We start from the raw sequence: 24,250 nt of genomic DNA, 5'->3' as shown, positions 1-24,250 counted from the left end.
TTTAGCCCTCCACCACTTCGAGGCCCATCGCGCGGGCGGAGCCTTCGATGATCTTGGTCGCGGCGTCGAGGTCGTTCGCGTTCAGATCTTTCATCTTCTTTTCAGCGATCTCGCGCAGTTGCGAAACCTTGACCGTACCGGCCGTCTCACGACCGACCAGCTTGGAGCCCGACTTCAGGCCCGTGGCCTGCTTCAGGTACCAGGTCGCCGGCGGCGTCTTGGTCAGGAAGGTGAACGACTTGTCCTGATAGACGGTGATCACGGTCGGAAGCGGGGTGCCCTTGGCTTCCTTCTCGGTGCGCGCGTTGAACTCCTTGCAGAAGCCCATGATGTTCACGCCGCGTTGACCCAGAGCCGGGCCGATCGGGGGCGAAGGCGTGGCCGAACCGGCCGGCACTTGCAGTTTGATATAGCCGAGAATCTTCTTGGCCATTGGTCTCTCCTATGAATGACCCGGCGGATAAACGCAGGGCCGGTGAGCCGTGGTCCGGCATGGCTGCCTCCCACGGATTTGACGCTCCACGAACCGAGGCCCGCCGAGCGAAGGCGCGCGTGTAACAGAGAGGGGGCGCAAAGGCAACGCGCCGCCCTCCTCTCAGCGCCACAACGGAAAAGCCGCGCCCTTTCGGACGCGGCTTCAAAATCTCGACGGATGCGTGAGCCTCAGCCCGCGACCTTCTCCACCTGAGCGTATTCCAGCTCGACCGGCGTGGCGCGGCCGAAGATGGAGACGGCGACGCGCAGGCGGGCGTGTTCTTCGTCCACGCTCTCGACCGAACCGTCGAAGCTGGCGAACGGGCCGTCTATGACCTTGACCTTCTCGCCGATGTCGAAGCGGATGGTGGGCTTGGGACGTTCGACGCCCTCTTCCACCTGGCCGATGATGTTCTGAACTTCACGTTCCGAGACCGGCAGGGGCTTGGTGCCGCCCGCGGCGCCCAGGAAGCCGGTGACCTTCGGGGTGTTCTTGACCAGGTGATAGGCTTGGTCGGTCATTTCCATCTTCACCAGCACGTAGCCGGGGAAGAACTTGCGTTCCGAGTTCACCTTGCGGCCGCGACGAATCTCGACGACGTCCTCGGTCGGAACCAGGATTTCGGAGAAGGCGTCTTCCAGGCCCTGCTGCTTGGCCTGGTCGCGGATCTGCTCGGCGACCTTCTTCTCGAAGTTCGAGTAGGCGTTGACGATGTACCACTTGTGGCGCGGATTGGCTGGCTTTGCGGGCGCTGCATCGGTCATGGGCGCGTCTTTCTCAGGATCCGAGAGCGATGATGTAGCGGAAGGCGAAGCCCAGGCCGGTGTCCACGATCCAGAAGAAGATCGCGGCGATGATAACCATGATGAAGACCATCACCGAGGTGATCCAGGTCTCCTTGCGGCTGGGCCAGACGATCTTGCGGCCCTCGGCGCGAACCTGGCTCAGGAACTGGCCAGGGCTGGTGCGAGGCTTCTTGGGCTCGGGCGAATCGACCGTGATGGCGGCGGCGCCCGCGGCTTGCGGCTTGGCGCCGATCTGCGGCTTTGCATTGCCCTGAGGCCGCTTGCCGGGAGTTTTGGCCTTGGCCATCAGTTGCTCTTCACACAATTGTTCCTGTCGCCCCAGATGGGAAGTCCCATCCGGAAGCGACAGGGGGGATTGGCAGGAGTTGGGGGACTCGAACCCACGACCCCCGGTTTTGGAGACCGGTGCTCTACCAGCTGAGCTAAACTCCTAGACAACCGCTCGAACCCAGAGGTCCGTGCGTTCGCCAGAGGGGGGCGTATGCCCGACACCGCCCTGCATTTCAAGGGCGATGTGACACTTGCGACTAGTCTTCCAGATGCGCGGCGATGGCGGCCCGCTCGTCCTGGGCTTTGACCAGTTCCTTGAAGATCAGCTTGTCGATGCGGCGGTCGTCCATGTCCACGACCTCGACCTCGAATCGTCCGACCTGCAGCACTTCGCCCTCGTCCGGCACGCGCGAGATCTGATGCAGAATCAGGCCGGCGACAGTGTGATAGCCTTCGTGCTCGCCGAAGTTCTCGCCCAGCTTGTCGGCCAGTTCGTCCAGATCGGTCTGGCCGTCGACCAGCCAGCTGCCGTCGGCGCGCTGATGGATCCAGGCCTGTTCCTCGTCGTGACCCTCGTTGAAGTCGCCGGCGATCATTTCCAGGATGTCGGTCGCCGTCACCACGCCTTCGAAGGCGCCGTATTCATCGACGATGAAGGCCATATGGACCTTGGAGCCCTTCAGGATCTCCAGCGCCTTCAGCACCGAGGTCGACTGGGGAATGAAGGCCGGTTCGGCGACCAGCGGCTCGATGTCGAACTTGCCGTGCGTCAGCAGGCTGTCCAGCAGGTCCTTCTTGTGGACCACGCCGAGCGGATTATCGACGTCGCTCTCGCGCGCCACCACGATCCGCGAATAGGGGCAGGTGCGAATCTCTTCGCGCAGCATCTCTTCGGGGTCGTCCAGCGCGATCCAGAACACGTCGTGGCGCGGCGTCATGGCCACCCGCACCGGGCGGTCGCCCAGGCGCAGGATCTCCTCGATCATCACCTGTTCTTCGGGCTCGATCAGGCCGGCCGAGGTGCCTTCCGCCAGGATGGTCGCCACCTCTTCCTGGGTCACGTCCGAACCGTCGCGGTCCTTGACGCCCAAGAGCTTGAGGATGCCCGAGGTCGAGGCCGTCAGCAGCAGGACGAAGGGCTTCAGCACGATCGCCAGCTTGGAGATCGGCCCCGCCATCTTGGACGCCACCGCCTCGGGGAAGATCAAGGCGATACGTTTCGGCACCAGTTCGCCGATGATCAGCGACACATAGGTGATGCACACGACCACCAGGGCCGTGGCGAAGAATTCGGTGTAGGCGGTCAGCGCCGGAAAGGCGACTTCCAGAATGCGGTCCAGCTCGCCGGCGATGGTCGCCTGGCCGTAGGCGCCCGCCAGAATGCCGATCAGGGTGATGCCCACCTGGACGGCGGACAGGAACTGAGTCGGTTCTTCTGACAGCTTCAACGCCGCCTTGGCCCCCCGGTCTCCCCGTTCCGCCCTCGCCTGGAGTTTGGATTTCCGCGAGGAGACGACCGCCAATTCAGTCATGGCGAACAAGCCGTTGAGCACCACCAGGAGCAGAACGACGACAATAGCGATGAGTAACATCTAGGGGGGTGTGGGGACCGACGCGGCGCAACATTCGGCGTCCGCAGCGCTACAATAGGGCAGGATCGCGACCAGCGCCACGTTTTCCTTTGCGCCTCAGCCCGCCCGCCCCGCATCGACCGAGCCGTAAGCCCCCGAAACCGGCCGCCCGTCCGCATCATACTGGGTCGCACAGGCGCTCATGCCCAGGACGGTGCCGATGAAAAGACCCAGGCGGATGGCGCGTCGCATTTGGTTACCGAAAGATTAACGTCCGATCCGAACGTAAACCCCGGTTTCCGGTTGCAGGCAACAACGCTCGCCCTGAACGCGAATGACGCGTGCAGCAAAAAGGGGACGCCTCGCGGCGTCCCCTTTGTCGTATTTGGTGCTGCTCCGATCAGACCTTGATCGGCAGGGCCGTGCGGATGTGAACGTCCTTGAGCTGGCGTTCTTCCGCCTCGGTCGGGGCGTTCATCAGCAGGTCCTCGCCCTGCTGGTTCAGCGGGAAGGCGATGACCTCGCGGATGGCCGTTTCGCCGGCCAGCAGCATGACGATGCGGTCGATGCCGGGGGCCAGACCGCCGTGCGGGGGCGCGCCGTAGCGGAAGGCGTTCAGCATGCCGCCGAACTGTTCCTCGACCACCGAGGCGTCATAGCCGGCGATCTCGAAGGCCTTGAGCATGATCTCGGCCTTGTGGTTCCGGATCGCCCCCGAGCACAGCTCATAGCCGTTGCAGACGATGTCGTACTGATAGGCGCGGATGGTCAACGGATCCTGACCTTCCAGGGCTTCCAGCCCCCCTTGCGGCATCGAGAAGGGGTTGTGGCTGAAGTCGACCTTCTTCTCTTCTTCCGACCATTCGAACATGGGGAAGTCGACGATCCAGCAGAACTTGAACTGGTTCTCGTCGATCAGCTTCAGCTCCGTGCCCACGCGAGTGCGGGCAAGGCCGGCGAACTTGGCGAAGACCGACGGCAGACCGGCGGTGAAGAAGGCGGCGTCGCCCTGGCCCAGGCCCAGCGAGGCCATCAGGGTCTCGGTCGGCTCCTGTCCCAGGTTCTTGGCGATGGGACCGCCCCAGGCGCCCTGGTCTTCCGACCAGAAGATATAGCCCAGGCCCGGCTGGCCCTCGCCCTGCGCCCAGGAGTTCATACGGTCGCAGAAGGCGCGCGAACCGCCGGTCGGCGCCGGGATGGCCCAGACGGCGTTCTTGTCGTCCGCGCCCAGGATCTTGGCGAACAGGCCGAAACCACCGTCGCGGAAGTGGTCGGACACCACCTGCATCTTGATCGGGTTCCGCAGGTCCGGCTTGTCCGAACCATACCAGGCCATCGACTGGGCGTAGGTCAGGCGCTCGAAACCCTTGTGCTCGAACGTCTCGCCGAAATCGTTGGTGAAGACATGGGCGCCGTCGATGGGCGACACCGGCTTGCCGTCGCCAAACTCCTCGAACACGCCGTGCATCAGCGGCTCGATGGCGGCGAAGACGTCTTCCTGGGTCACGAAGCTCATCTCGACGTCGAGCTGGTAGAATTCCAGCGAACGGTCGGCGCGCAGGTCTTCGTCGCGGAAGCAGGGGGCGATCTGGAAATAGCGGTCGAAGCCCGAGACCATCAGCAGCTGCTTGAACTGCTGCGGCGCCTGCGGCAGCGCATAGAACTTGCCCGGATGCAGACGCGACGGCACCAGGAAGTCGCGTGCGCCTTCCGGTGACGAGGCCGTCAGGATCGGGGTCTGGTACTCCAGGAAGCCCTGGGCGACCATGCGCTGGCGGATTGAGGAGATGACCCTGGAGCGCAGCACGATGTTCTTGTGCAGGCGCTCGCGACGCAGATCCAGGAAGCGGTTGGCCAGGCGGATGTCCTCGGGATACTCCTGATCGCCGAAGACCGGCATCGGCAGTTCGGCGGCTTCCGACAGGACCTCAACGCCCTGGACGCGGACTTCGATCTCGCCGGTCGGCAGGTTGGGGTTCACCACCCCGGCCTCGCGAGCCACGACCTCGCCGTCGATCTTGATCACGCTCTCGGCGCGCAGGCGCTCCACGGCGGCGAAGCCGGGCGTCTCGGGGTGCAGCACCAGCTGCGTCAGGCCGTAGTGGTCGCGCAAGTCGATGAACAGCAGGCCGCCGTGGTCGCGCTTCCTGTGCACCCAGCCGGACAGGCGAACGGCGGAACCGGCGTCGGAGGCGCGCAGGGCGCCGCAGGTGTGAGAGCGATAGGCGTGCATGAAACGAACCGTCTGGAGTATCTGGCGGTGGAATCCGACGCCGTCGGCGCCCGAAATCGAAGCGGCGTAGGGCGCATCATCGCCCCGGAAAGTCAAGGTTTCAGCCGTTGCAAAGCCTGTCGCCAAGCATGATAGCTGGCGCTCCTGTCCCACCCGAGGCCGCCATGTTCATCGTCACCATCACCTACACCCAGCCGATCGAAGCCATCGAGGCCAAGACGGTCGAGCACCGCGAATGGCTGGACACCCATGTCGCTAGCGGTCTGGTCATCGCCGCCGGACCGATGGTTCCGCGCACCGGCGGCATTCTGGTGGTGCGCAGCGGGGGGACGAAGGAAGAACTGGAGGTCCTGCTGAAGGCCGACCCGTTCCAGGTCCACGGCTTGGCCGACTACACGGTCACCGAGTTCAAGGCGGGCAAGTTGAACCCCGCCTTGGTCGAATTCGCCTGATTCCATCCACAGGGGCGAGGTTCGCTCCCCGGAACCAACAGAGGCGGGCTGACGCGGTTAACCCTGGCCTCTGCTAAGACGGGGGCATGACCGCGCTGAGCGCCCTGCCCCGTCCGACCGCCGAACAGCTGCGTCTGCCGCTGGAGCGTCACGTCGTGGGCGAGGCCTTCGTGACCTCGGACAGCAACGCCGAGGCCGTGCGCGTGCTGGCGCGCTGGCCCGATGGCGCGGGGGCGGTGCTGGCCCTGCATGGCCCGGCGGGATCGGGCAAGAGCCGCCTCGCCGCCGAATGGGCCGAACGGGTCGGGGCCGTGCCGCTGAACGGCGCCGAGGCCGCCCTGATCGATCCGCTGGAGCTGGAGGGCCGGCCCGTGCTGCTGGACCGGGCGGCCGATGCGGATGACGAGAGCCTGTTTCACCTGATCAACCTGGCCAACTCGGGAGGCGGCGCCCTGCTGCTGGTGTCGCGCTCAGCGCCGCGTCAGTGGTCGGTGGATCTGCCCGACCTGCGCTCGCGCCTGGACGCTGTGCGCACCGTCTGCATCGCCGCGCCCGACGACGCCGTCCTGTCGGCCATCCTGCGCGCCCGGTTCGCCGCGCGCAGCATCACCCCAGCCGACGACGTGATCGACTATCTGGTGCGTCGTCTGGACCGGTCGGCCGACACCGCCGCCGTCGTGGTGGAGCGGCTGGACGCCCTGCATCGCCCGGTCACCCGCGTCTTGGCTCGCCAGGTGCTGGACGCGATGGATGGCCCGCTCGACATCGAGGCCTGAAGCCGACAAAGCCCACATATCGGGATATGCACAGCTTTGCCGTGAAATCGCGCGTGGATTTTGAACGCACAGCTTGGCCCTGTCGTTGAGCCTGCGGAGCGGCAAAGCGCTCCACAAACAGGAAACGTCCAAATGCGTGTTCAGCTTGTCCTGATTTCCGCCGTCGCCCTGCTCGCGGCCTGTTCCAACTCAGAAGAAACCAAGACCGCCGCCAATGGCGAGCCTGCTGCGGCCACGCCCGCCGCCCTCGCCGCGCCCGAACCGGGCCTGTGGCAACAGACCGTGTCCGGCGCCCAGATGCCGCAACCGATGACGGTGAAGATCTGTGTCGGCGAAACGGCGCCGGGTTCCAACCCCTTCAACGCCCCGCAAGCCGGCGTGACCTGTAGCGAGAACACGGTCAAATCCGCGCCCGGCGGGGCCGAATTCCATTCGGTCTGTAACGCCCAGGGCATGACCGTCACCTCGGACGGCAAGGTCACGGGCGACATGCGCACCGCCTACAAGGTGGATATCACCACCAAGACCAGCGGCGCCAACGTCCCGCCCACGATGGCCGAAATGAAGATGAGCGTGGACGCCAAACGCCTGGGCGACTGCCCCGCCGGGGTCGCGCCGAACGCCGTGGTTCAGTAATCGAAGGGGATCGGGGTGACACCGCGTCGCCCCGATCATCTCACGATTTTCGCCGCGCCCGCTTGCGGCCGTCACAGACGCGGGCGAGAACCGGATCATGACCGACGCCGCCATCCATGACGACACCCGAGGCGAGGAGGTTCCCGCCTCTCGCGCCCCTCAACTGGCGCTCAGCGAAGAGCTGATGGCCTCGCCGACCCGGTTCTTCAATCGGGAGATCTCGTGGCTGGCGTTCAACGAGCGCGTGCTGGAAGAGGCGGCGAACGCCAATCACCCACTGCTGGAGCGTCTGCGCTTCCTGTCCATCTCGGCCAATAACCTGGACGAGTTCTTCATGACCCGCGTCGCCGGCCTGAAGGGCCAGTTGCGCGAACGGGTGCGCGTCCTGTCCGCCGACGGCCTGACGCCAGGCGAGCAACTGGAGCAGATCAACATCGCCGCCGGCGAGCTGATGGCCGAGCAGCAGCTGCGCTGGCGTCAGCTGAAGAAGGAACTCACCACGGCCGGGATCGAGGTCGTCGATCGCCAGAAGATCACCAAAACCGAGAAGGATCGGCTGGAGCCCGAATTCCTCAACCAGCTGTTCGCGGTCCTGACTCCGCTGGCCATCGACCCGGCGCACCCCTTCCCCTTCCTGCCCAACCTGGGTTTCTCGCTGGCGCTGAAGCTGAAGCGCAAGGGCGAGACCAAGACCTTCTACGCACTGGTGCCGGTGCCGACCCAGGTGCAGCGGTTCTGGCAACTGCCCACCGACGGCCGGTCCACGCCCGGGCACAAACGGTTCATCACGCTGGAAAACGTGCTGCTGCTGTTCATCGACCATCTGTTCCCCGGCTGTGACGTCATGGAGAAGGGCGTGCTGCGCCTGATCCGCGATTCGGACATCGAGATCGAGGAAGAGGCCGAGGACCTGGTGCTGGAGTTCGAGGAGGCGCTGAAGCAGCGTCGCCTGGGCTCGGTCGTGCGGGTCAAGATCGAGGCGTCCATGCCGTCCGACCTGCGCGACTTCATCGTCGGCGAACTGGAGGCCGCGCCCCAGGACGTGGTTCTGGTCGACGGCATGCTGGGCCTGGCCCAGCTGTCGGACCTGATCGGCGGCGGCCACCCGGACCTGAAGTTCAAGGGCTATGAGCCCCGCTATCCCGAACGCGTGCGCGATAACGGCGGCGACGTCTTCGCGGCCATCCGCGAGAAGGACCTGCTGATCCACCACCCGTTCGAGAGCTTCGACGTGGTGGTTCAGTTCCTGCGTCAGGCGGCGCGCGACCCCAACGTGATCGCCATCAAACAGACGCTGTACCGGACCTCCAAGGACAGCCCCATCGTCGCGGCCCTGATCGAGGCGGCAGAGAACGGCAAGAACGTCACCGCCCTGGTCGAGTTGAAGGCTCGGTTCGACGAAGAAGCCAACCTGCGGTGGGCGCGGGCGATGGAGCGGGCCGGCGTCCACGTCGTCTTCGGCTTCGTCGAATACAAGACGCACGCCAAGCTGAGCGTCGTCGTGCGGCGCGAGGGTGAGGCCCTGAAGACCTATTGCCACTTCGGCACCGGCAACTATCACCCGGTCACGGCCAAGGTTTACACCGACCTGTCGCTGTTCAGCTGCGACCCGGTGCTGGGACGCGACGCGACCAAGGTGTTCAACTACATCACCGGCTACGCCACGCCGGACCATCTGGAGGCGGTGGTCGTCTCGCCGCTGAACATGAAGTCCACGCTGATCGAGCTGATCGGCAAGGAGATGTCGGCCGCCGCCATGGGCAAGCCGGCGGCCATCTGGGTCAAGCTGAACTCGCTGGTGGATGTCGAGATCATCGACGCGCTTTATCGCGCCAGCCAGTGGGGCGTGCGTATCGACCTGGTGGTGCGCGGCATCTGCTGCCTGCGGCCCGGCGTGACGGGCCTGTCGGAGAATATCCGGGTCAAATCCATCGTCGGCCGTTTCCTGGAACACAGCCGCATTGTCTGTTTCGCCAACGGCAAGGACCTGCCGCACGACAAGGCCAAGGTCTTCATCTCCTCGGCCGACTGGATGACGCGCAACCTGGACCGCCGGGTGGAGCTGATGACGCCGATCCGCAACGCCACCGTCCACGATCAGGTGCTGGACCAGATCATGGTCGCGAACCTGAAGGACGACGCGCAAAGCTGGGTGCTTGACGCCGAGGGGCGCTATACACGCGTCACCCCTGCGGACCCGGAGCGGCCGTTCTCGGCCCACAAATACTTCATGACTAATCCCAGCCTGTCGGGACGCGGCCGCAAGGCCAAGAGCCTGCCTGCCGTCCTGCGTTACGAGCGTCCGGGCCGCTGATGCCCACCGACACGCTTACCGACCGCGACATCGCCGCGATCGACATCGGTTCCAACTCGGTGCGCCTGGTGCTGTACCGGCTGGAAGGCCGGGCGATCTGGACCGTCTATAACGAGAAGGTGCTGGCCGGCCTGGGCCGCGACCTGCCGACGACCCGCAAGCTGTCGCCCGACGGCGTCGTCATGGCGATGACGGCGCTGCGCCGCTTCGCCGCCGTGCTGGAAGGGGTTCGCCCCGACACGACCCTGATCGCCGCCACCGCCGCCGTGCGCGAGGCCATTGACGGGCCGGAGTTCTGCGAGCGTGTGGCGGCCGAGACGGGGTTGAATATCCGCGTCCTGACTGGCGAAGAAGAGGCGAAATACGCCGCCATGGGCGTGCTGGCCGGCGCGCCGATGGCGCACGGCGTCTCGGCTGACATGGGCGGCGCCAGCCTGGAGCTGACGCGGTTGAATGGAAATGGGGTCGAACACGGCCTGACCCTGCCGCTGGGGCCGTTCGCCTTGGCCGAGGGCAAGGGGTTCGACGCCGAACGCATCAAGACCCGCATCGACCAGACGCTGAAACCCGTCGCTGCCCAGTTCCAGAGCGATCGCCTCTATGCCGTCGGCGGCGCCTGGCGCACCCTGGCTCAGGTGCAGATGGCGCTGAAATCCTATCCGCTGAAGGTGGTGCATCAGTATCAGATGTCGGCCGAGGACGCTCTGGAGACCGCGCGTCTGGTGGCCCAGCAGTCGGCGGCGGGCCTGGCCAAACTGCCCGGCGTTTCCAAGAAGCGGGCCGAGACCCTGCCCTACGCCGGACTGGTGCTGGAGGGGCTGATCAAGCACCTGGGCTTGAAACAGATCGAGATGTCGGCCTGGGGCGTGCGCGAGGGCCTGTTGTTCGAGACGCTGGACGAGGCGACGCGCACGGCCGATCCGCTGCTGGCGGGCTGCACGGCGCTGGGCGGCCGACAGGGCGTGGCCCCAGCCCTGCCCGGCGCGCTGAACGGCTGGATTTCCGAGATCGTCGCCGCTCTGCCAGAGGTCTTTGGCGAGGAACGCGACGCGGTTCTGGTCGGCGCTGCCTGTCGCCTGGCGGATCTGGGCGCGCGGCTGCATCCCGATCACCGGCTGGAACTGGTGTTCGACCAGGTGCTACGCGCGCCGGTCGCCGGCATCAGCCACATGGAGCGCGCCTTTCTGGCCAGCGCCATGAACGCCCGCTACGGCGGCGGTCCCGCCACGCCCCAGCCCGAGATCATCGACCGGCTGCTGAACGGCGACGCCGCCAAACGCGCCCGCGCCATCGGCCTGGCCATCCGCCTGGCCTGCGACCTGTCGGGCCGCTCGCCGCAACTGCTGGCCAATGCGACCGCCAAGGTGAAGGGCGGCGACCTGCGCCTGACGGCGACCGAAGGCTATGCCGACGTCCTGCTGGGCGAACAGACCAGGAAGCGCGCCAAGGCCCTGGCCGAAGCGATGGACCTGGGATTGAAAATCTAACGACTACCGTCTCCTCCCCATGAAATGGGGAGGTGGCGCGGCGCGCCTTCGCGCCGTGACGGAGGGGTTCTGCACCGCATCACCAACGCCTGGGGGGGGGCTTCAAGAGCCCCTCCACCGCTTCGCGCGGTCCCCCTCCCCATTTCATGGGGAGGAGACGCTGTCCCTACTCGATCTCGACGACCTCGACGCGCGCGCCGTTCAGCACCAGGGCGATCTCGCCGCGTTTCAGCTTCAGCGCATCCTCGCCGAAAATCTCGCGGCGCCAGCCTTTCAGCGCGTCGATATCGGCGTCGTCGCTGATGGCGATCTTTTCCAGGTCGGACACGGTGGCGATCAGCTTGGAGGCCACGCCGGCGTTGTCGCTCTTGGCCTTCAGAAGCACTTTCAGCAGTTCCACCACCGACGGCGGGGCCGGCTGGCGGTGCGCCGGGCGTTCCATTTCGGGCGCAAAGGCTTCGGGATCGGCCAGAACCCGCTTCAGCTCGTCCGCCAGTTCCAGGCCCAGGCGCGAACCGCCGAAGCCCTTGGGCACCGAGCGCAGACGGTTGAACGCCTCCACGTCCGTCGGCGTCTGTTGGGCGATTTCGTCGATGCCCTCGTCCTTCAGGATGCGGCCGCGCGGCTGGTCGCGCTCCTGCGCCGCCCGCTCGCGCCAGACAGCGACGGCCTTGAAGGCCGCCATATATTTGGCCGAGAATTTCTTGGGCTTCAGCCGCTTCCAGGCGTTTTCAGGGTTGGTGTCATAGATCGCAGGATCGACCAGACTCTCCATCTCCGACATCACCCAATCCAGCCGCCCCTCCTTGCTGAGCCGATCGCGCAGCTTGGGATATAGCGCCGCCAGGTGGGTCACGTCGCCCAGGGCATACACCAGTTGGCTGTCCGACAGCGGGCGTCGCGCCCAGTCGGTAAACCGGCTGCCCTTGTCCACTTCGATGCGCAGCATCTGCCGCACCAGCGAATCATAGGCCACCTGTTCGCCGAATCCGGCGGCCATGGCGGCGACCTGGGTGTCGAACATCGGCTTGGGCATGGCCCCCAGGCGCACGAAGATTTCGACGTCCTGGCGACAGGCGTGGAAGACCTTGATGATCTTTTCGTCGCGCAACAGGGCCAGGAACGGCTCCAGGTCCAAGCCCTCGGCCATCGGATCGATGATCGCGGCATGGTCGGCCGAGGCCGCCTGGATCAGGCACAGCCTGGGCCAGTAGGTCGTTTCCCGCATGAATTCGGTATCGACCGTGATGAAGGGTGCTTTGGCTACGCGGGCGCAGAATTCGGCCAGCGCCTCGGTGGTGGTGATCGGCGTCATTCCGATGCTATAGCCCCCCGCATCCTACCTGTGGCAAGAGCCGCGCTGCATTTCCGCCCCGATTCAGGCCCGAGATCCCATGAGCGACACCCAAAAGCCTCTCGAAAACGGCCTGACCTACGCGGATGCGGGCGTGGACATCGACGCCGGCGAACTGCTGGTCGAACATATCAAGCCCCTGGCGAAATCGACGGCGCGCCCCGGATCGGAGCCCTCGCTGGGCGGATTCGGCGCCCTGTTCGACCTCAAGGCCGCCGGCTTCGAAGATCCGCTGATCGTCACCACCACCGACGGCGTGGGCACCAAGCTGAAGATCGCCATCGAAACCGGCCGTCATGACGGCGTCGGCGTCGACCTGGTCGCCATGTGCGTCAACGACCTGTTGGCTCAGGGCGCAGAGCCCCTGTTGTTCCTCGACTACTACGCCACCGGCCGTCTGGAGATCGACGCCGCCCGCCGCGTCGTCGCCGGCATCGCCGAGGGCTGTCGCCAGGCCGGCTGCGCCCTGGTCGGTGGCGAGACCGCAGAAATGCCGGGCATGTACACCGATGGCGACTATGATCTGGCCGGCTTCAGCCTGGGCGCGGTCGAGCGCGGCCACGCCCTGCCCTATCTGGATCGCCAGGCGGCCGGCGACATCATCATCGGCCTGGCCTCCACCGGCCCGCACTCGAACGGCTATTCGCTGGTGCGCAAGGTGGTCGAGAAGTCCGGCCTGGCCTGGGGCGACGACGCCCCCTTCGCCAAGGACCGCTCGCTGGCCCAGGCCCTGATGGAGCCGACCCGCATCTATGTGAAGCCGGTCCTGCCGCTGATGAAGGCGGGCCTGATCAAGGGCGCGGCCCACATCACCGGCGGCGGCCTGATCGAAAACCCGCCCCGCTGCATCGCCGAAGGCCTTCAGGCCGCCTTCGACTGGAACGCCTGGCCCATGCCCGCCGTCTTCCAGTGGCTGGCCGAGACCGGCGGCATCAGCGACCACGAGATGCGCCGCACCTTCAACTGCGGCGTCGGCTTCATCCTGATCGTCTCGCCCGAAAACGCCGAGCCGGTCCTCGCCGCCCTGCTCAACGCCGGCGAAGTCGCCTTCGTCTGCGGACAGCTGGAAGCGGCATAAAGATCACCCCATCACCCTCGGGCTCGTCCCGAGGGCCCACCGTTCCGCCCGCAACGGTGACGACCAGCTATCTGACACGCCGAAGGCTCTCTTCTGCATCAACCGTAGGCCCTCGGGACCAGCCCGAGGGTGACGGATATGTTTAATGCCTAACGAACCCCGCCGTTGGCCGTCTCGCGGTAGAAGCGCGACAGATCCGTGTGCAGCTTCACCAGAGCGTCGTGGCTCAGGTACATCATGTGCCCGCCCTCGTAGTAGGTGAACTCCAGGTTCGGGCGCAGGCTGGGTTCCAGCATCATCTGCGCTAGGTCGAACTCGGTCGAGAAGAAGGGCGTGGCGGCGTCGTAATAGCCGTTCAGCGCCATCACCTTCAGATACGGATTGCGCCGCATCGCCGTAGCCAAATCGACCGCCGTGTTCGGCGTCGTCTGCGGTCCACCCACCGGCGGACGGTGGCTCCAGTTCCAGTTGAAGCCCGGCAGGCCCCGCGCCGACATCCGGTATTCCACGTCGGTCTTATAGTTCAGCTCGTTGGCCACATAGTCGCGGAAGATGCCGAAATAGGCCCCCGTCACGGCCGAGCTGGACGGATCCTCTTCCGGCTCGCCTCCCGACGCGTCCTCGTCCAGCCCCATATAACGGGTGTCCAGCCGTCCGATGGTCTGACGCCGATCGCGCAGCAGTTCCTTGCGGAACGCGCTCAGGTCCACCCGCATATTGGCGTTGTCGATGAAGGTGGTCGATAGGCCGGTCAGTTCGCTCATCTGCCGCACGATGTCGGCGCGCTCGGCGTCCGAGATCATATGCCCCTTGGCCAGGGCCGAGGCATAGGGGCCGAGCGCAAAGTCGCGCGCGCGCTGAACCTGTTCCTCGACGGTCGCCGCCGGATTGGCCAGCTTGCGATGATACCAGGCCGTCGCCGCATAGGTGGGCAGCAGGGTGACGAAGTTCTGGGGATAGCCCGGCTGGCGCACGCCATAGTTCATGATCGACGACAACAGCACCACGCCGTTCAGCGACATGCCCCTGTCTTCCAACTGGAAGGCCACGGCGCCGGTGCGCAACGTGCCGTAGGATTCGCCGATGATGTATTTCGGGCTGGACCAACGGCTGAACTTGGTCGTGTAGCGCATGATGGCGCGAGCGAAGGCGTCCGCGTCCCCGTCCACGCCCCAGAAGGTCGAACCCGCCGTCTCGCCCAGCGGCCGCGAGAAGCCGGCGCCCACCATGTCGATGAAGACCAGGTCCGTCTGGTCCAGCAGGGTCATGTCATTGGGACCGAAGGCGAAGGGCGCAGGCCGCACCACGGTCGGCTCATCCGTCTGGACCCGCATAGGCCCGAAAGACCCCATGTGCAGCCATACCGTCGGCGAGCCCGGCCCGCCGTTGTACAGATAGGTCACCGGCCGCGTCCCGACCGGCTGACCGTCCAGCGTATAGGCGGTGTAGAACAGGCTGGCGGTCGGCATGCCGGCATCGTCGCGGATCGTAAGGGTGCCCGCCGTCGCCTTGTAGCGCAACGTCTTGCCGTGAGCATTGACCGAATGGGCCGTCGTGACCTCGGCCTCCTCGACCGGCGCGCGCGCCCAGTCCTTCTCGATCGCCTCGGCGTTGGCGTTGCGGAATTGGTCGGTCGCCGAGCGCATGGCCGAGCCGCCGCCGTTATTGCTGCTGCTGTTGGCGCCGCTTTCCTGAGCCAGCGCCGCCACAGGCGCGCCCAGCATCGCGGCGATGGCCGCGAGGCAGATCAGTCTCTTCATGCGATAGTCCCCTGTACGCGCCGATCACAACGCCCCTCTTCGGACGACCGGCGGCGCACGCTACCGTCCGAACGCGGCCGACAACAAGCGGCGATCGCGTTTGAACCTTGCCAAGGCCCGCGCGCGCCGTCATGCGGAGCGCCATGTCGTCCGAAGTCACCTCACCCGTCCGCGTCGCCGTCCTGATCTCCGGGGCCGGCTCGAACATGGCCGCCCTGATCGACGCGGCCCGGGCGCAAGACAGCGGCTATGAGGTCGTGCTGGTCCTGTCCAACGTCGAGGGCGCGGGCGGTCTGGCCATCGCGGCGGCCAAGGGGGTTGCGACCCTCGCCATCCCGCACAAGCCGTTCGGCAAGGATCGCGAGGCGCACGAGCGGGTGGTGGACGAGGCCCTGCGCGCAGCCGGGGTCGAGGTCGTGGCCCTGGCCGGATATATGCGCGTGCTTACCCCTTGGCTGGTCGGCGGCTGGCGTGAGCGGGTGCTGAACATCCACCCCAGCCTGCTGCCCCTCTATCCCGGCCTCGACACCCACGCCCGCGCCATCGCCGCCGGCGACGCCGAGGCCGGCTGTACCGTCCATCTGGTTACCGAGGGCGTGGACGAAGGCCCGATCCTGGGTCAGGCCCGCGTGCCGATCATCCAGGGCGACACGCCGGAAGCCTTGGCCGAACGGGTGAAGACGGCGGAGCATGGGCTCTATCCGCAGATGCTGGGCGCGTTCTGCCGAGGCTTGGATCGAACCTAAGGACGCTGTCCTGATTACAGAAATCTAGACGGAACCACTACGGCCGCCGAACCGCGTCGAGCGCTGAGGCGATCGACCTGGGCGTGACCGGTGGTGGCCGAGGCCAACGTAAGACACCGTCTTCGGACTTGCCGAACGCCTTGCGATGAAGCCCTAGAGGATAGGCTTGCCACCCGTGACGGCGATGGTCGCCCCGGAAACGTAACTCGCATCGTCGCTGGCCAGCATGACATAGGCCGCCGCGAGTTCGCAGGGCTGAGCCGGCCGTTTCATCGGGACCTGTTCGCCGAAATTCCTCACCTTCTCTGCCGGCATGGTCGATGGGATCAGCGGCGTCCAGACCGGGCCAGGGGCGACGACGTTCGCCCGGATATTCTTTTCGGCGAGCAGTTGGGCTAGACCGGCCGTGAAGTTCTGGATCGCCCCCTTGGTCGTCGCATAGGCCAGCAGCTGCGGGCTGGGCGCATCGGCGTTGATCGAGGCGGTGTTGATGATCGCCGAGCCGGCCGCCATGTGGGGCACGGCCGCCTTGGTGATGTAGAACATGGCCGAGATATTGACCGCGAACGTCCGCTCCCATTCTGCGTCCGGGATGTCTTCGATCGCCTCGAAACTCATCTGGTGGGCGGCGTTGTTGACCAGGATGTCGACGCGGCCGAACGCCTCGACGGCCTTCGCCACGAGAGCCCTGCAGACCGCAGGGTCGGCGAGATCGCCGGCGAACAGCTCGCACCTGCGGCCGGCGGATTCCACCAGGCGGCGCGTTTCCTGAGCGTCTTCTTCCTCGCTGAGATAGCCGACGAAGACATCCGCGCCCTCCCGGGCGTAAGCGAGCGCAACGGCCCGTCCGATACCGGAATCGGCACCGGTTATGAGCGCAATCTTGTCCTTGAGACGTTCGGATCCGCGGTAGGTGTCTTCGCCATAGTCCGGTCGGGGGTTCATCCGGTCGTCGAAGCCCGGAACCGGTTGTTGCGGGGTGTCGAAGGGCGGCTTGGGGTAGGTTCGAAACATGAGGGCGCCTACTGTTCTATGCCTGGCCGGAGCCGGGCTCCGCCATCTTGCGATGCTGTTCCGCCAACATGTTTTGAGGCGTGACCGCCGCAATCGCGGCCTGAAGCTTGTTGCCCAGACCAGCGACGACATCGCCGTCGCCCCGATTCATCGCGTCGTAGCCGTATATGGCGACGTCGGCCGGATCCATCTTCTTGTCGTCCTGGCCGACCTTGGTGTCCATTAAGCCGGCGCGTTCGAAGAACTCGGTGTCCGTCGGGCCCGGCATCAGCACCGTCACGGTCACGCCCGTGTCCTTCAGCTCGTTGCGCAGGGCGAAGGAGAAGCTGTCCACGAAAGCCTTGGAGGCGTTGTACACGGCCTGGAAGCTGCCGGGCATCAAGCCGGCGATCGATCCGGTGAAGAGGATCCGGCCCCGACCCCGGTCGCGCATGTCGCGTCCCAGGAGATGGACGAGACGCACCGTGCCGGTGATGTTTGTATTGATCACATGCAGGATGTCCTCGAAGCTCTCGTCGAGAAAACCCTTGCCCAGACCATGGCCTGCGTTGGCGGCGAGCGCATCGACCGGCCGGCCCGCGATCTTGGCGTAGAGGGCCTGGACGCCCTGCTCTGTCGCCAGATCGACCTGGACGGCCTCGACGGTCGCACCCACGGCTTGAAGTCCCTGAACGGCTTGCGCCAACGAGGTGTCGGCGGCGGCGATCAGGTCATAGCCATCCTCGGCGAACAACTTGGCCAACTCATAGCCTATTCCGCTCGAAGCGCCGGTTACGACGGCAAGGGGACGGATCGCGTCTTCCGCTGAATGTTCATCACTGGACATAGGGTTCTCCAGACAAAGCTCTGATCTCAGAAGCAAAGCCCGCTGATGCGGTTCCGTATCGCCACGCTGGAACGCGGCCGCCTCAGACGGATTGGTTAGCCGACCAGACGGAGTTTCCCATGCCCTCATCCGATCCGATTTCGACCGACGCCCAGGTCGCCTCCCCCGCCTTCATCGACAAGGACAATGTCGAGGGCGATCACGCCGCAGCCAGCGTCCGCGCGGCCATGATCAACCGACCTCGCCCGGAGCTTTATGCGTTCTGGCGCGACTTCACGAACCTGCCGTCCTTTACCGAGAACGTCACAGAGGTGGAAATTCTGGACACCAAGCGCTCGCAGTGGACGGTCGCCGGGCCTGGGGGAATGGACATCGACCTGGTCACCGAAGTCACTGAGGACATCCCCGGCGAGCGGATCGCCTGGCGCTCGACCGAAGGCTCGGATGTGGATCATGAAGGCTGGATCGAATTCAAGGACAACGCCTTCGGGCGCGGATCCGAGGTCCGCATCTTCATCAGCTACGATCCGCCCGCCGGCGCGATTGGCAAGATCGTCGCCAAGGTGATGCAGCGCGAGCCGCGCATCCAGGCTCGGCGTGAACTGCGGCGCTTCAAACAGCTGATGGAGACCGGCGAGGTCTCGACGTCAAAGGCGCCCGACGCCGCGCCCCGCGCCAGCCGCCATTTCTGATCGGCCCCGCCGACACACCTTTCAAACAGCGAGATTTCCATGCGCGCACTCACATGGCACGGCAAACACAACGTCCAGGTCGACACCGTTCCCGATCCCAAGATCGTCAATCCCCGCGACGCCATCATCAAGATCACAGCGACCGCCATCTGCGGCTCGGACCTACACCTCTACGACAACATGATCCCGGGCATGTCGAACGGCGACATCCTGGGGCACGAATTCATGGGGGTGGTCGAGGAAGTCGGCCCGGCCAATACGACGCTGAAGCGCGGCGACCGCGTCGTCGTCCCCTTCGTCATCGCCTGCGGCAAATGCTTCTTCTGCGACCACAAGATGCCGGCCGCCTGCGACAACTCCAATCCGGCTGACAAGGCGGATGCGACCGAAATCGCCTATGGCTATTCGGTCGCCGGACTGTTCGGCTATTCGCATCTAACCGGTGGATATGCCGGAGGTCAGGCCGAGTACGCCCGCGTCCCCTACTCCGACTACGGGCCGATCAAGATCCCCGACGGCCTCGAGGACGAGCGGGTCCTGTTTCTCTCCGACATCTTCCCGACCGGCTGGATGGCGGCGGAGAACGCCCAGATCCAGCCGGGCGACACGGTGGCGATCTGGGGCTGCGGCCCGGTCGGCCTGTTCGCGATCAAGAGCGCCATCCTGCAGGGGGCCGGCCGGGTCATCGCCATCGACCACCATCCGCGCCGTCTCGAGCTGGCCAAGCAGAACGGCGCCGAGGTTCTGAACTATCACGAGGTCAAGGTGCGCGAGGCCCTGATGGAGATGACCGCCGGGATCGGCCCCGACAGCTGCATCGACGCGGTCGGCATGGAGGCCCACGGCTTCTCACCCGACAACATCGTCGATGCGATCAAGCAGGAGACCAAGATCCTCGGCACCGACCGTCCCCATGTCCTGCGCGAGACCATCATGGCCGTGCGCAAGGGCGGCACGGTCTCGGTCCCCGGTGTCTACGGCGGGTTCGCCGACAAATGGCCGATCGGCGCCTTCATGGAAAAGGGACTGACCCTGAAGACCGGTCAGACCCATGTGCAGAACTACCTGCCGCAACTGCTCGAACTGATCCTTGAGGGCAAGATCGACACCACCGATCTGATCTCGCACCGCCTGCCGTTGGAACAGGCCGCAGAGGGCTACAAGAACTTCAAGGAAAACCAGAACGAGTGGACAAAGGTCGTTCTCAAGCCGGGCTGAGCGCGCGCCCGATGACCAACGACCTGAACGCACGCCCGATGGAGGCCCGCTCCCGACCCGCTCTTCCCGAGGGACCGGGCTGGGTCTACGAGCCCAAATGGGACGGCTTCCGCTGTCTCGCCTTCAAGCGGGACGGCGAGGTTCACCTGATCGCCAAATCCGGAAAATCGCTGAACCGCTTCTTCCCCGAAGTGGTCGATCGTTTGGCCGCCCTGCCAGAAGCGCGCTTCGGTCTCGACGGCGAGTTGCTGGCCCGCGACGGCGACGCCTTCTCGTTCGAGGTGCTGCAGGCTCGTCTCCATCCCGCCGAAAGTCGGATCAAGCGACTGTCGCAAGAGACGCCGGCGATCTACGCCGTCTTCGACATGCTCATCGACAGCGATGGCGCCGACCTTCGTCCTCAGCCCTGGACTGATCGCCACCGTCGCCTCGAGGCCTTCCTCAAACGCCGCCAATCCCCAGACCTGAGCCTGACGCCCGGCACGACCGACAGGGTCCAGGCCCAAGCCTGGCTCGACGGCGGCAAACTGGAAGGCGTCGTCGCCAAGGCTGAATCCGGTCCCTACCTCGATGGCGAGCAGCCATGATCAAGGTCAAACGCGCCCGTACGGCGGACTGCGTCATCGGCGGCTTCCGCTATGCGTCGGACGCGCCGGTCGTCGGCTCGCTCCTGCTCGGTCTCTATGACGAGAACGACAAGCTCAACCATGTCGGACATACGTCCGGCTTCGCCGGGATCGACAAGATCGCTCTGACCCGCGACCTGAAAGCGCTGCGCGGCGGTGATGGCTTCAGCGGTCGCGCGCCCGGTGGACCCAGCCGATGGTCCACCGACAGGTCGGCGGCCTGGGAACCGTTGCGGCCCGAACGGGTGGTTGAAGTGGGTTTCGACCAAGTCTCTGACGCGCGCTTCCGGCACGGTACGAAGCTGCTGCGTTTTCGCCCAGACAAAACGCCCGCCCAATGCCGCATGGAGCAGTTGGAAAGCTAGGCGCAGGCTGACGCCCGGACCCGTTGGTTAGGTGCCGATGTGGGAACCACCGCCAGCTCCGTCCGCTTCCTTTCTGAAGCAAAGGAGCTTGATCATGACCCATTCAAACACCCCTCGCCGCCGCGCGGGCGCTGGCGTGCAACACCCCGATTTCCGGAGCGGCACATGAGCTTGCGTCTATACCGTGTCGCGCTGGGCCGAGGCGACGCCTCCCCCCGAACCGTCCATGTGATGTCAGAAACCGACGTTCAGGCCGGCGACGCCGCCGCGCCGTTGATGGCGTCGGACGAAGCGATCCTGTCGATCAATGAGATCGAAGACGACGGCTCCGTCGTCGTCGATGCGCCGCCGCCCAAATCCCAGGCGGACGAACTCGCGCCGGTGACGCCCGGCGCGGCCGCCGCAGACCCGACTTGATGGCAATTGTAACCATCGGTCAGCGGCGTGAAGGCTTGGCCGATGGCCCACGGGCAACTAATCAGGACTTGATGGTGGACCATGGGATGAGGCGGCGCTGATACACCCAGCCACCCGGCCACCCGCCGAAGCTTGCGCCGACAAAGCGAGCCTGATCCCGTCACTCGGCGACGGATTGGCGGTTTATCGGTTCCGTCTTCAGATGCAGATAGCGCTCGTTGAAGTCCGCGATCTCCGCGAGACGCTTCCACGATGGGATGAAGATGTTGCGTTTGTTACGCTGGACAAACCCGCCGTGTTCAAGCTCGCGAAGGGTCCGGTTGACGTGGACGGTGGTCAGCCCGACCGCGTCCGCGAACTGTTCTTGGGTGATCGGCAGTTCGTAGCTGTGATCTCCAGCGAGACCGGCAATTCGCATGCGAAGGGCGAACTCGCACAAAAGATGGGCCATCCGGCTCTTGGCGTCTCGCCTACCGACGTTGAGCACCCATTCGCGGAAGATCGACGCCTCGACCAAAGTCCGCCGGGAAATCGCCCGGTTCACCGAGGGATTGGTATCGACGAGATGCTGTAGATCCCGCATGGCGATCAGGGCGACCTCACCGCGGGTTAGCATCTGGACGCTGTGATCCGCGATCTCCAGGAACAGATGCTGCAAGTCCAGGGCCTCGCCCGGGATGTGCAGCGAAACGATCTGCCGCTGGCCCCCGCTGGTCTGTTTCTGGCGGTAGGAGAAGCCGGAGATCATCACGGCGCAATGAAGGGGTCGCTCCCCCTCGCGAACCAGATAGCTGGCGGATTCGAAAGTCCGCAGTCGGTAGGGAAGATCGAGGATGGCCTGCCGGTCCTCTTCCGTCAGGACAGAATGCAGTTCGAGATTAGCCACGAGGCTATTGAGCGAATTCTCGCTGGAAAAGGACATCAATCTGCTCCGGCACGGGGCGGGAGCATGAAGGACTCTCTGTCGCCAACGCCCGGGATAACCGGTCAGCGATTTGTCACCATAAACCCTGATGGCATCTCGACACCAAACATATGATTGGCTTGCCCTGTGAGATCATGCGGGCGCCGGCGGAAGAGCTAAGGCTTCGAGAAGGCCTCATCGCTCCGTCGCCTGGTCGAGAAGCTGGATTGACGTCGCCGGTCCGAGCCGGGGCGAAGTCCAGGACGACAGACGCCACACCACGTCCTTGATCGGCGTGACCTCGAAAGCCTGCACGGTGCCGTCCCACTGGGATGGCTGGAGCGCGCCCGCGACCCAGTTCGTGATCAGGGTATTGCCATTGGCCAGGCGAGAGACGTCCTGAACATTGTGGAGGTCGATGCCACGCTCCGCCGCCTCTGCGCGAGTGAAGGACCAGACGATGGAGCCGTCAGGGCTAAACTCCCGAACGAAGCCCATGTTGGAGGACACAAGGGTATTACCGTTGGCCAGACGAACGGCGTCCCAAGGCGACTCGACATCGACCGACCAGAGGACCCTCCCGTCCGGATCATACTCGATCACCTTGCCTAGATCCATCTGGGGAACAAGGTAGGCGCCGGTCGCGGTGAGGGTCGTGCGGCGCAACTGTCCGTGGACGCCTTCCGGGTTGCGGACCGGGACGACGAAGGCGCTGACGACCGTGTTGGTGGGCTTGTCGATCACCATGGCCCTGGCGGGATCGCCATTCTGGGTCAGCAGAACGCGGTCGAGCCCCAGCGCCTGAAGCGAGTGGATTTCGGTGTTGTCCGGGGCGAAATATTGCCAGACGATCGTCTTGTCCTCAGTCACCTCGGCGGCGCCGAACCGGGTCGTGAAGATGATGTTCCCGTTTGGCAGCAGCGTGCAGTCGCCCAGTTCCTGGATGTCCGGCTTCCCGTTTCGCATGACCCGAAAACGGATCTGATAGTTCCAGACTTCGCGGCCGTCCCGGATGAGGTGGATCGTCTGTTGATCGGCGTCGTGCTCGTACTCACCGCAGTACAGAAAATCATGGCCATCCAGACCAGTGGTTTCGACTTGGGTCGCGACCGTCGCTGACGCGGACGTCATCACCAACAGGGCCAGGGCGGCCGCGAGGCGGGCGAATACGGAAGGTTTGAGCGACATTGCGCAGGCTCCGAGAGGCGTGAAGGATTTTTCAGATGAAGGGGCGGCGGTCCAGGACCAGCCGCAAAGGTCGTTCGGTCAGGATCACATCACTGCCCAGAAAGCGCTGAGCCTCCGCTGCGATACTGATGGCTGCCATCACGGAATGGGTCGGTAGGGCGCCGTTGAACGTGCGCACCCGGCCTTCCGGGCTGTAGATGTCCCGGGCCAGCGTCCGCAGGGTCTCCGCCACGATGCGACGCACCTCCGCGAACCGGTGCGTGGTGAGCCGAAGCGTTCGCGTCAGCAGATACAGAGCGTCGAGCGTCAGCCAGAGACGATTCTGGGGGTGCCAGTATCCATCCGCCTGTCGCAAACCCGATGACGGCGTCGATACGCGCCTCAGCGAACGGCATGGGCCGATGGAAGGTCTAGTACAAAAAGCCGTAGTGGAAGGCGCCGCCCAGAGCATCGAAGTCCCCGCCAGCCGGCTTGTCGCGTCCCATCATTCCAAAGCGCGGGTCGAAGAGGCTGTCGCATTTGGCGAAAGAGGCGGCGAACCAGTCGGGGTCGGGACCGTGCAGGAGATAATGGATCGAGCCCGCGCCGGCGCCCTTGTGGCCGCCGAGATAGACGTCGGCGCGCCAGTCGAGGATCTCCAGGAAGGCGGCGGGGTCGGCATCGCTCGACAGTCTCACTTCCCGCGTCGGCTTCAGATCCAGCAACTGCATCGCCGATAGGGCATAGGCGGTGTTGTGCAACGGATCATGAGAAGGCGCCCGCTCAATCAGCAGGCCATCTTCCGCACGCTGAAATTGACCGAACGCGGCCGCCCAACCCTGTCGTTCCGGCGAGACGTACACATACAAGCCGTCCCTGTCGATCTCTTCTAGGCCTTTGATTTTGAGCGTAAATTCTTCAGCGCGACATGTGTGAGCACGGTAAAACACCGCAGTCCGCACCATTGCGAAAACGCAGAGGATCGCCTGAATATTTCCTCTTCAGATCAGTAGGCTGGTCTGAAAAAATACCGTCGCGCCCCCTCAACCAAAATGACGGTACG

At 65.1% G+C, this 24,250-nt stretch carries 26 protein-coding genes and 1 tRNA gene; 12 read left to right on the top strand and 15 right to left on the bottom strand.

Going from position 1 to position 24,250, the window contains the following annotated elements; translation table 11 throughout:
• Position 1: 1 nt before the first annotated feature.
• The 7 genes from rplK to aspS all read right to left on the bottom strand — a co-directional run bounded on the left by rplK (position 2) and on the right by aspS (position 5,355).
• Entirely contained in the window at positions 2-433 is a 432-nt protein-coding gene (gene rplK, locus ACZZZD_RS01235; protein WP_135193053.1) for a 50S ribosomal protein L11, read from the bottom strand.
• Positions 434-663: 230 nt separating this feature from the next.
• Positions 664-1,239: a transcription termination/antitermination protein NusG gene (nusG, locus tag ACZZZD_RS01230; RefSeq protein ID WP_346495953.1), complete on the bottom strand. Its 576-nt coding sequence runs from the start codon at positions 1,237-1,239 to the stop codon at positions 664-666.
• 13 nt (positions 1,240-1,252) lie between these two features.
• The gene (gene secE / locus ACZZZD_RS01225; protein WP_159844902.1) at positions 1,253-1,567 is read right to left on the bottom strand and encodes a preprotein translocase subunit SecE; all 315 of its coding nucleotides are present in this window, start codon (positions 1,565-1,567) and stop codon (positions 1,253-1,255) included.
• A gap of 70 nt (positions 1,568-1,637) precedes the next feature.
• Positions 1,638-1,713: transfer RNA gene (locus tag ACZZZD_RS01220), tRNA-Trp, on the bottom strand.
• Between the two features lie 95 nt (positions 1,714-1,808).
• A complete protein-coding gene (locus tag ACZZZD_RS01215; protein WP_463431883.1) occupies positions 1,809-3,143 on the bottom strand; it encodes a hemolysin family protein in 1,335 nt (444 codons plus the stop codon).
• Positions 3,144-3,239: 96 nt separating this feature from the next.
• Entirely contained in the window at positions 3,240-3,374 is a 135-nt protein-coding gene (locus ACZZZD_RS01210) for a hypothetical protein (RefSeq protein ID WP_280643891.1), read from the bottom strand.
• A gap of 148 nt (positions 3,375-3,522) precedes the next feature.
• The gene (gene aspS / locus ACZZZD_RS01205; protein ID WP_463436053.1) at positions 3,523-5,355 is read right to left on the bottom strand and encodes an aspartate--tRNA ligase; all 1,833 of its coding nucleotides are present in this window, start codon (positions 5,353-5,355) and stop codon (positions 3,523-3,525) included.
• Between the two features lie 164 nt (positions 5,356-5,519).
• On the opposite strand from aspS, the gene ACZZZD_RS01200 reads away from it, so the two are divergent.
• From ACZZZD_RS01200 to ACZZZD_RS01180, 5 genes are all read left to right on the top strand, one after another.
• The gene (locus ACZZZD_RS01200) at positions 5,520-5,807 is read left to right on the top strand and encodes a YciI family protein (protein ID WP_463431880.1); all 288 of its coding nucleotides are present in this window, start codon (positions 5,520-5,522) and stop codon (positions 5,805-5,807) included.
• An 86-nt stretch (positions 5,808-5,893) separates the two neighbouring features.
• Positions 5,894-6,583: a P-loop NTPase family protein gene (locus ACZZZD_RS01195; protein ID WP_463431878.1), complete on the top strand. Its 690-nt coding sequence runs from the start codon at positions 5,894-5,896 to the stop codon at positions 6,581-6,583.
• 132 nt (positions 6,584-6,715) lie between these two features.
• Positions 6,716-7,219 carry a DUF3617 domain-containing protein gene (locus ACZZZD_RS01190; RefSeq protein ID WP_463431876.1) on the top strand — a complete coding sequence of 168 codons (504 nt, stop codon included), beginning with the start codon at positions 6,716-6,718 and terminating at the stop codon, positions 7,217-7,219.
• A gap of 97 nt (positions 7,220-7,316) precedes the next feature.
• Positions 7,317-9,533, top strand: coding sequence for an RNA degradosome polyphosphate kinase (locus ACZZZD_RS01185; protein WP_463431874.1), 2,217 nt, complete (start codon positions 7,317-7,319; stop codon positions 9,531-9,533).
• The gene (locus ACZZZD_RS01180; protein WP_463431872.1) at positions 9,533-11,020 is read left to right on the top strand and encodes a Ppx/GppA phosphatase family protein; all 1,488 of its coding nucleotides are present in this window, start codon (positions 9,533-9,535) and stop codon (positions 11,018-11,020) included. The genes ACZZZD_RS01185 and ACZZZD_RS01180 overlap by 1 nt, the downstream gene beginning before the upstream one ends.
• A 166-nt stretch (positions 11,021-11,186) precedes the next feature.
• Here ACZZZD_RS01180 and rnd read toward each other — a convergent pair whose 3' ends face one another.
• Positions 11,187-12,335, bottom strand: coding sequence for a ribonuclease D (gene rnd, locus ACZZZD_RS01175; RefSeq protein ID WP_463431870.1), 1,149 nt, complete (start codon positions 12,333-12,335; stop codon positions 11,187-11,189).
• Between the two features lie 79 nt (positions 12,336-12,414).
• Here rnd and purM point away from each other — a divergent pair, with 79 nt between their 5' ends.
• Positions 12,415-13,452, top strand: a complete 1,038-nt coding sequence (purM, locus tag ACZZZD_RS01170) for a phosphoribosylformylglycinamidine cyclo-ligase (protein WP_463431868.1) — start codon at positions 12,415-12,417, stop codon at positions 13,450-13,452.
• A gap of 149 nt (positions 13,453-13,601) precedes the next feature.
• Here the strand turns inward: purM and ACZZZD_RS01165 are convergent, their stop codons facing one another.
• On the bottom strand, positions 13,602-15,212 hold the full coding sequence (locus ACZZZD_RS01165; RefSeq protein ID WP_463431866.1) for a S10 family peptidase: 1,611 nt from the start codon (positions 15,210-15,212) through the stop codon (positions 13,602-13,604).
• A 143-nt stretch (positions 15,213-15,355) separates the two neighbouring features.
• Between ACZZZD_RS01165 and purN the strand changes: the two genes are divergently transcribed.
• Positions 15,356-15,958, top strand: a complete 603-nt coding sequence (gene purN, locus ACZZZD_RS01160) for a phosphoribosylglycinamide formyltransferase (RefSeq protein WP_463431864.1) — start codon at positions 15,356-15,358, stop codon at positions 15,956-15,958.
• Between the two features lie 153 nt (positions 15,959-16,111).
• Here purN and ACZZZD_RS01155 read toward each other — a convergent pair whose 3' ends face one another.
• Together ACZZZD_RS01155 and ACZZZD_RS01150 are read right to left on the bottom strand one after the other, a co-directional pair.
• Positions 16,112-16,972 (bottom strand): glucose 1-dehydrogenase, encoded by an 861-nt coding sequence (locus tag ACZZZD_RS01155; RefSeq protein ID WP_463431862.1) that lies wholly within the window; start codon positions 16,970-16,972, stop codon positions 16,112-16,114.
• Positions 16,973-16,988: 16 nt separating this feature from the next.
• Positions 16,989-17,798: an SDR family NAD(P)-dependent oxidoreductase gene (locus tag ACZZZD_RS01150; protein ID WP_463431860.1), complete on the bottom strand. Its 810-nt coding sequence runs from the start codon at positions 17,796-17,798 to the stop codon at positions 16,989-16,991.
• A gap of 119 nt (positions 17,799-17,917) precedes the next feature.
• Here ACZZZD_RS01150 and ACZZZD_RS01145 point away from each other — a divergent pair, with 119 nt between their 5' ends.
• From ACZZZD_RS01145 to ACZZZD_RS01125, 5 genes are all read left to right on the top strand, one after another.
• On the top strand, positions 17,918-18,490 hold the full coding sequence (locus ACZZZD_RS01145; protein WP_463431858.1) for an SRPBCC family protein: 573 nt from the start codon (positions 17,918-17,920) through the stop codon (positions 18,488-18,490).
• 39 nt (positions 18,491-18,529) lie between these two features.
• Complete coding sequence (locus ACZZZD_RS01140; protein ID WP_463431856.1) at positions 18,530-19,708, top strand: zinc-dependent alcohol dehydrogenase; 1,179 nt, start codon at positions 18,530-18,532, stop codon at positions 19,706-19,708.
• A gap of 11 nt (positions 19,709-19,719) precedes the next feature.
• Entirely contained in the window at positions 19,720-20,295 is a 576-nt protein-coding gene (locus ACZZZD_RS01135; RefSeq protein WP_463431854.1) for an ATP-dependent DNA ligase, read from the top strand.
• Complete coding sequence (locus tag ACZZZD_RS01130; protein ID WP_463431852.1) at positions 20,292-20,699, top strand: ATP dependent DNA ligase; 408 nt, start codon at positions 20,292-20,294, stop codon at positions 20,697-20,699. The genes ACZZZD_RS01135 and ACZZZD_RS01130 overlap by 4 nt, the downstream gene beginning before the upstream one ends.
• 165 nt (positions 20,700-20,864) lie before the next feature.
• Positions 20,865-21,116 carry a hypothetical protein gene (locus ACZZZD_RS01125; RefSeq protein ID WP_463431850.1) on the top strand — a complete coding sequence of 84 codons (252 nt, stop codon included), beginning with the start codon at positions 20,865-20,867 and terminating at the stop codon, positions 21,114-21,116.
• Between the two features lie 160 nt (positions 21,117-21,276).
• Here ACZZZD_RS01125 and ACZZZD_RS01120 read toward each other — a convergent pair whose 3' ends face one another.
• The 4 genes from ACZZZD_RS01120 to ACZZZD_RS01105 form a co-directional block, all read right to left on the bottom strand.
• Positions 21,277-22,038, bottom strand: coding sequence for a Crp/Fnr family transcriptional regulator (locus tag ACZZZD_RS01120; protein ID WP_463431848.1), 762 nt, complete (start codon positions 22,036-22,038; stop codon positions 21,277-21,279).
• A 177-nt stretch (positions 22,039-22,215) separates the two neighbouring features.
• Positions 22,216-23,208, bottom strand: coding sequence for a beta-propeller domain-containing protein (locus ACZZZD_RS01115; protein WP_463431846.1), 993 nt, complete (start codon positions 23,206-23,208; stop codon positions 22,216-22,218).
• A 31-nt stretch (positions 23,209-23,239) separates the two neighbouring features.
• Positions 23,240-23,440, bottom strand: coding sequence for a hypothetical protein (locus ACZZZD_RS01110; protein ID WP_463431844.1), 201 nt, complete (start codon positions 23,438-23,440; stop codon positions 23,240-23,242).
• Between the two features lie 178 nt (positions 23,441-23,618).
• Positions 23,619-24,137: a hypothetical protein gene (locus ACZZZD_RS01105; protein ID WP_463431842.1), complete on the bottom strand. Its 519-nt coding sequence runs from the start codon at positions 24,135-24,137 to the stop codon at positions 23,619-23,621.
• Between the last annotated feature and the right edge of the window lie 113 nt (positions 24,138-24,250).

The organism is Brevundimonas sp. AC546 (assembly GCF_979258305.1).
Note: the sequence above shows the minus strand (reverse complement) of the source record. Positions and strands in the feature narration are given on the sequence as shown.

Coding starts and splice junctions, on each gene's coding strand:
- ACZZZD_RS01130 (WP_463431852.1), top strand. CDS start 20,292: ATGATCAAGGTCAAACGCGCCCGTACGGCGGACTGCGTCATCGGCGGC.
- aspS (WP_463436053.1), bottom strand. CDS start 5,355: ATGCACGCCTATCGCTCTCACACCTGCGGCGCCCTGCGCGCCTCCGAC.
- ACZZZD_RS01185 (WP_463431874.1), top strand. CDS start 7,317: ATGACCGACGCCGCCATCCATGACGACACCCGAGGCGAGGAGGTTCCC.
- rplK (WP_135193053.1), bottom strand. CDS start 433: ATGGCCAAGAAGATTCTCGGCTATATCAAACTGCAAGTGCCGGCCGGT.
- ACZZZD_RS01150 (WP_463431860.1), bottom strand. CDS start 17,798: ATGTCCAGTGATGAACATTCAGCGGAAGACGCGATCCGTCCCCTTGCC.
- nusG (WP_346495953.1), bottom strand. CDS start 1,239: ATGACCGATGCAGCGCCCGCAAAGCCAGCCAATCCGCGCCACAAGTGG.
- ACZZZD_RS01155 (WP_463431862.1), bottom strand. CDS start 16,972: ATGTTTCGAACCTACCCCAAGCCGCCCTTCGACACCCCGCAACAACCG.
- secE (WP_159844902.1), bottom strand. CDS start 1,567: ATGGCCAAGGCCAAAACTCCCGGCAAGCGGCCTCAGGGCAATGCAAAG.
- purM (WP_463431868.1), top strand. CDS start 12,415: ATGAGCGACACCCAAAAGCCTCTCGAAAACGGCCTGACCTACGCGGAT.
- ACZZZD_RS01180 (WP_463431872.1), top strand. CDS start 9,533: ATGCCCACCGACACGCTTACCGACCGCGACATCGCCGCGATCGACATC.
- ACZZZD_RS01145 (WP_463431858.1), top strand. CDS start 17,918: ATGCCCTCATCCGATCCGATTTCGACCGACGCCCAGGTCGCCTCCCCC.
- ACZZZD_RS01215 (WP_463431883.1), bottom strand. CDS start 3,143: ATGTTACTCATCGCTATTGTCGTCGTTCTGCTCCTGGTGGTGCTCAAC.
- ACZZZD_RS01135 (WP_463431854.1), top strand. CDS start 19,720: ATGACCAACGACCTGAACGCACGCCCGATGGAGGCCCGCTCCCGACCC.
- ACZZZD_RS01125 (WP_463431850.1), top strand. CDS start 20,865: ATGAGCTTGCGTCTATACCGTGTCGCGCTGGGCCGAGGCGACGCCTCC.
- rnd (WP_463431870.1), bottom strand. CDS start 12,335: ATGACGCCGATCACCACCACCGAGGCGCTGGCCGAATTCTGCGCCCGC.
- purN (WP_463431864.1), top strand. CDS start 15,356: ATGTCGTCCGAAGTCACCTCACCCGTCCGCGTCGCCGTCCTGATCTCC.
- ACZZZD_RS01210 (WP_280643891.1), bottom strand. CDS start 3,374: ATGCGACGCGCCATCCGCCTGGGTCTTTTCATCGGCACCGTCCTGGGC.
- ACZZZD_RS01190 (WP_463431876.1), top strand. CDS start 6,716: ATGCGTGTTCAGCTTGTCCTGATTTCCGCCGTCGCCCTGCTCGCGGCC.
- ACZZZD_RS01115 (WP_463431846.1), bottom strand. CDS start 23,208: ATGTCGCTCAAACCTTCCGTATTCGCCCGCCTCGCGGCCGCCCTGGCC.
- ACZZZD_RS01140 (WP_463431856.1), top strand. CDS start 18,530: ATGCGCGCACTCACATGGCACGGCAAACACAACGTCCAGGTCGACACC.
- ACZZZD_RS01165 (WP_463431866.1), bottom strand. CDS start 15,212: ATGAAGAGACTGATCTGCCTCGCGGCCATCGCCGCGATGCTGGGCGCG.
- ACZZZD_RS01195 (WP_463431878.1), top strand. CDS start 5,894: ATGACCGCGCTGAGCGCCCTGCCCCGTCCGACCGCCGAACAGCTGCGT.
- ACZZZD_RS01200 (WP_463431880.1), top strand. CDS start 5,520: ATGTTCATCGTCACCATCACCTACACCCAGCCGATCGAAGCCATCGAG.
- ACZZZD_RS01120 (WP_463431848.1), bottom strand. CDS start 22,038: ATGTCCTTTTCCAGCGAGAATTCGCTCAATAGCCTCGTGGCTAATCTC.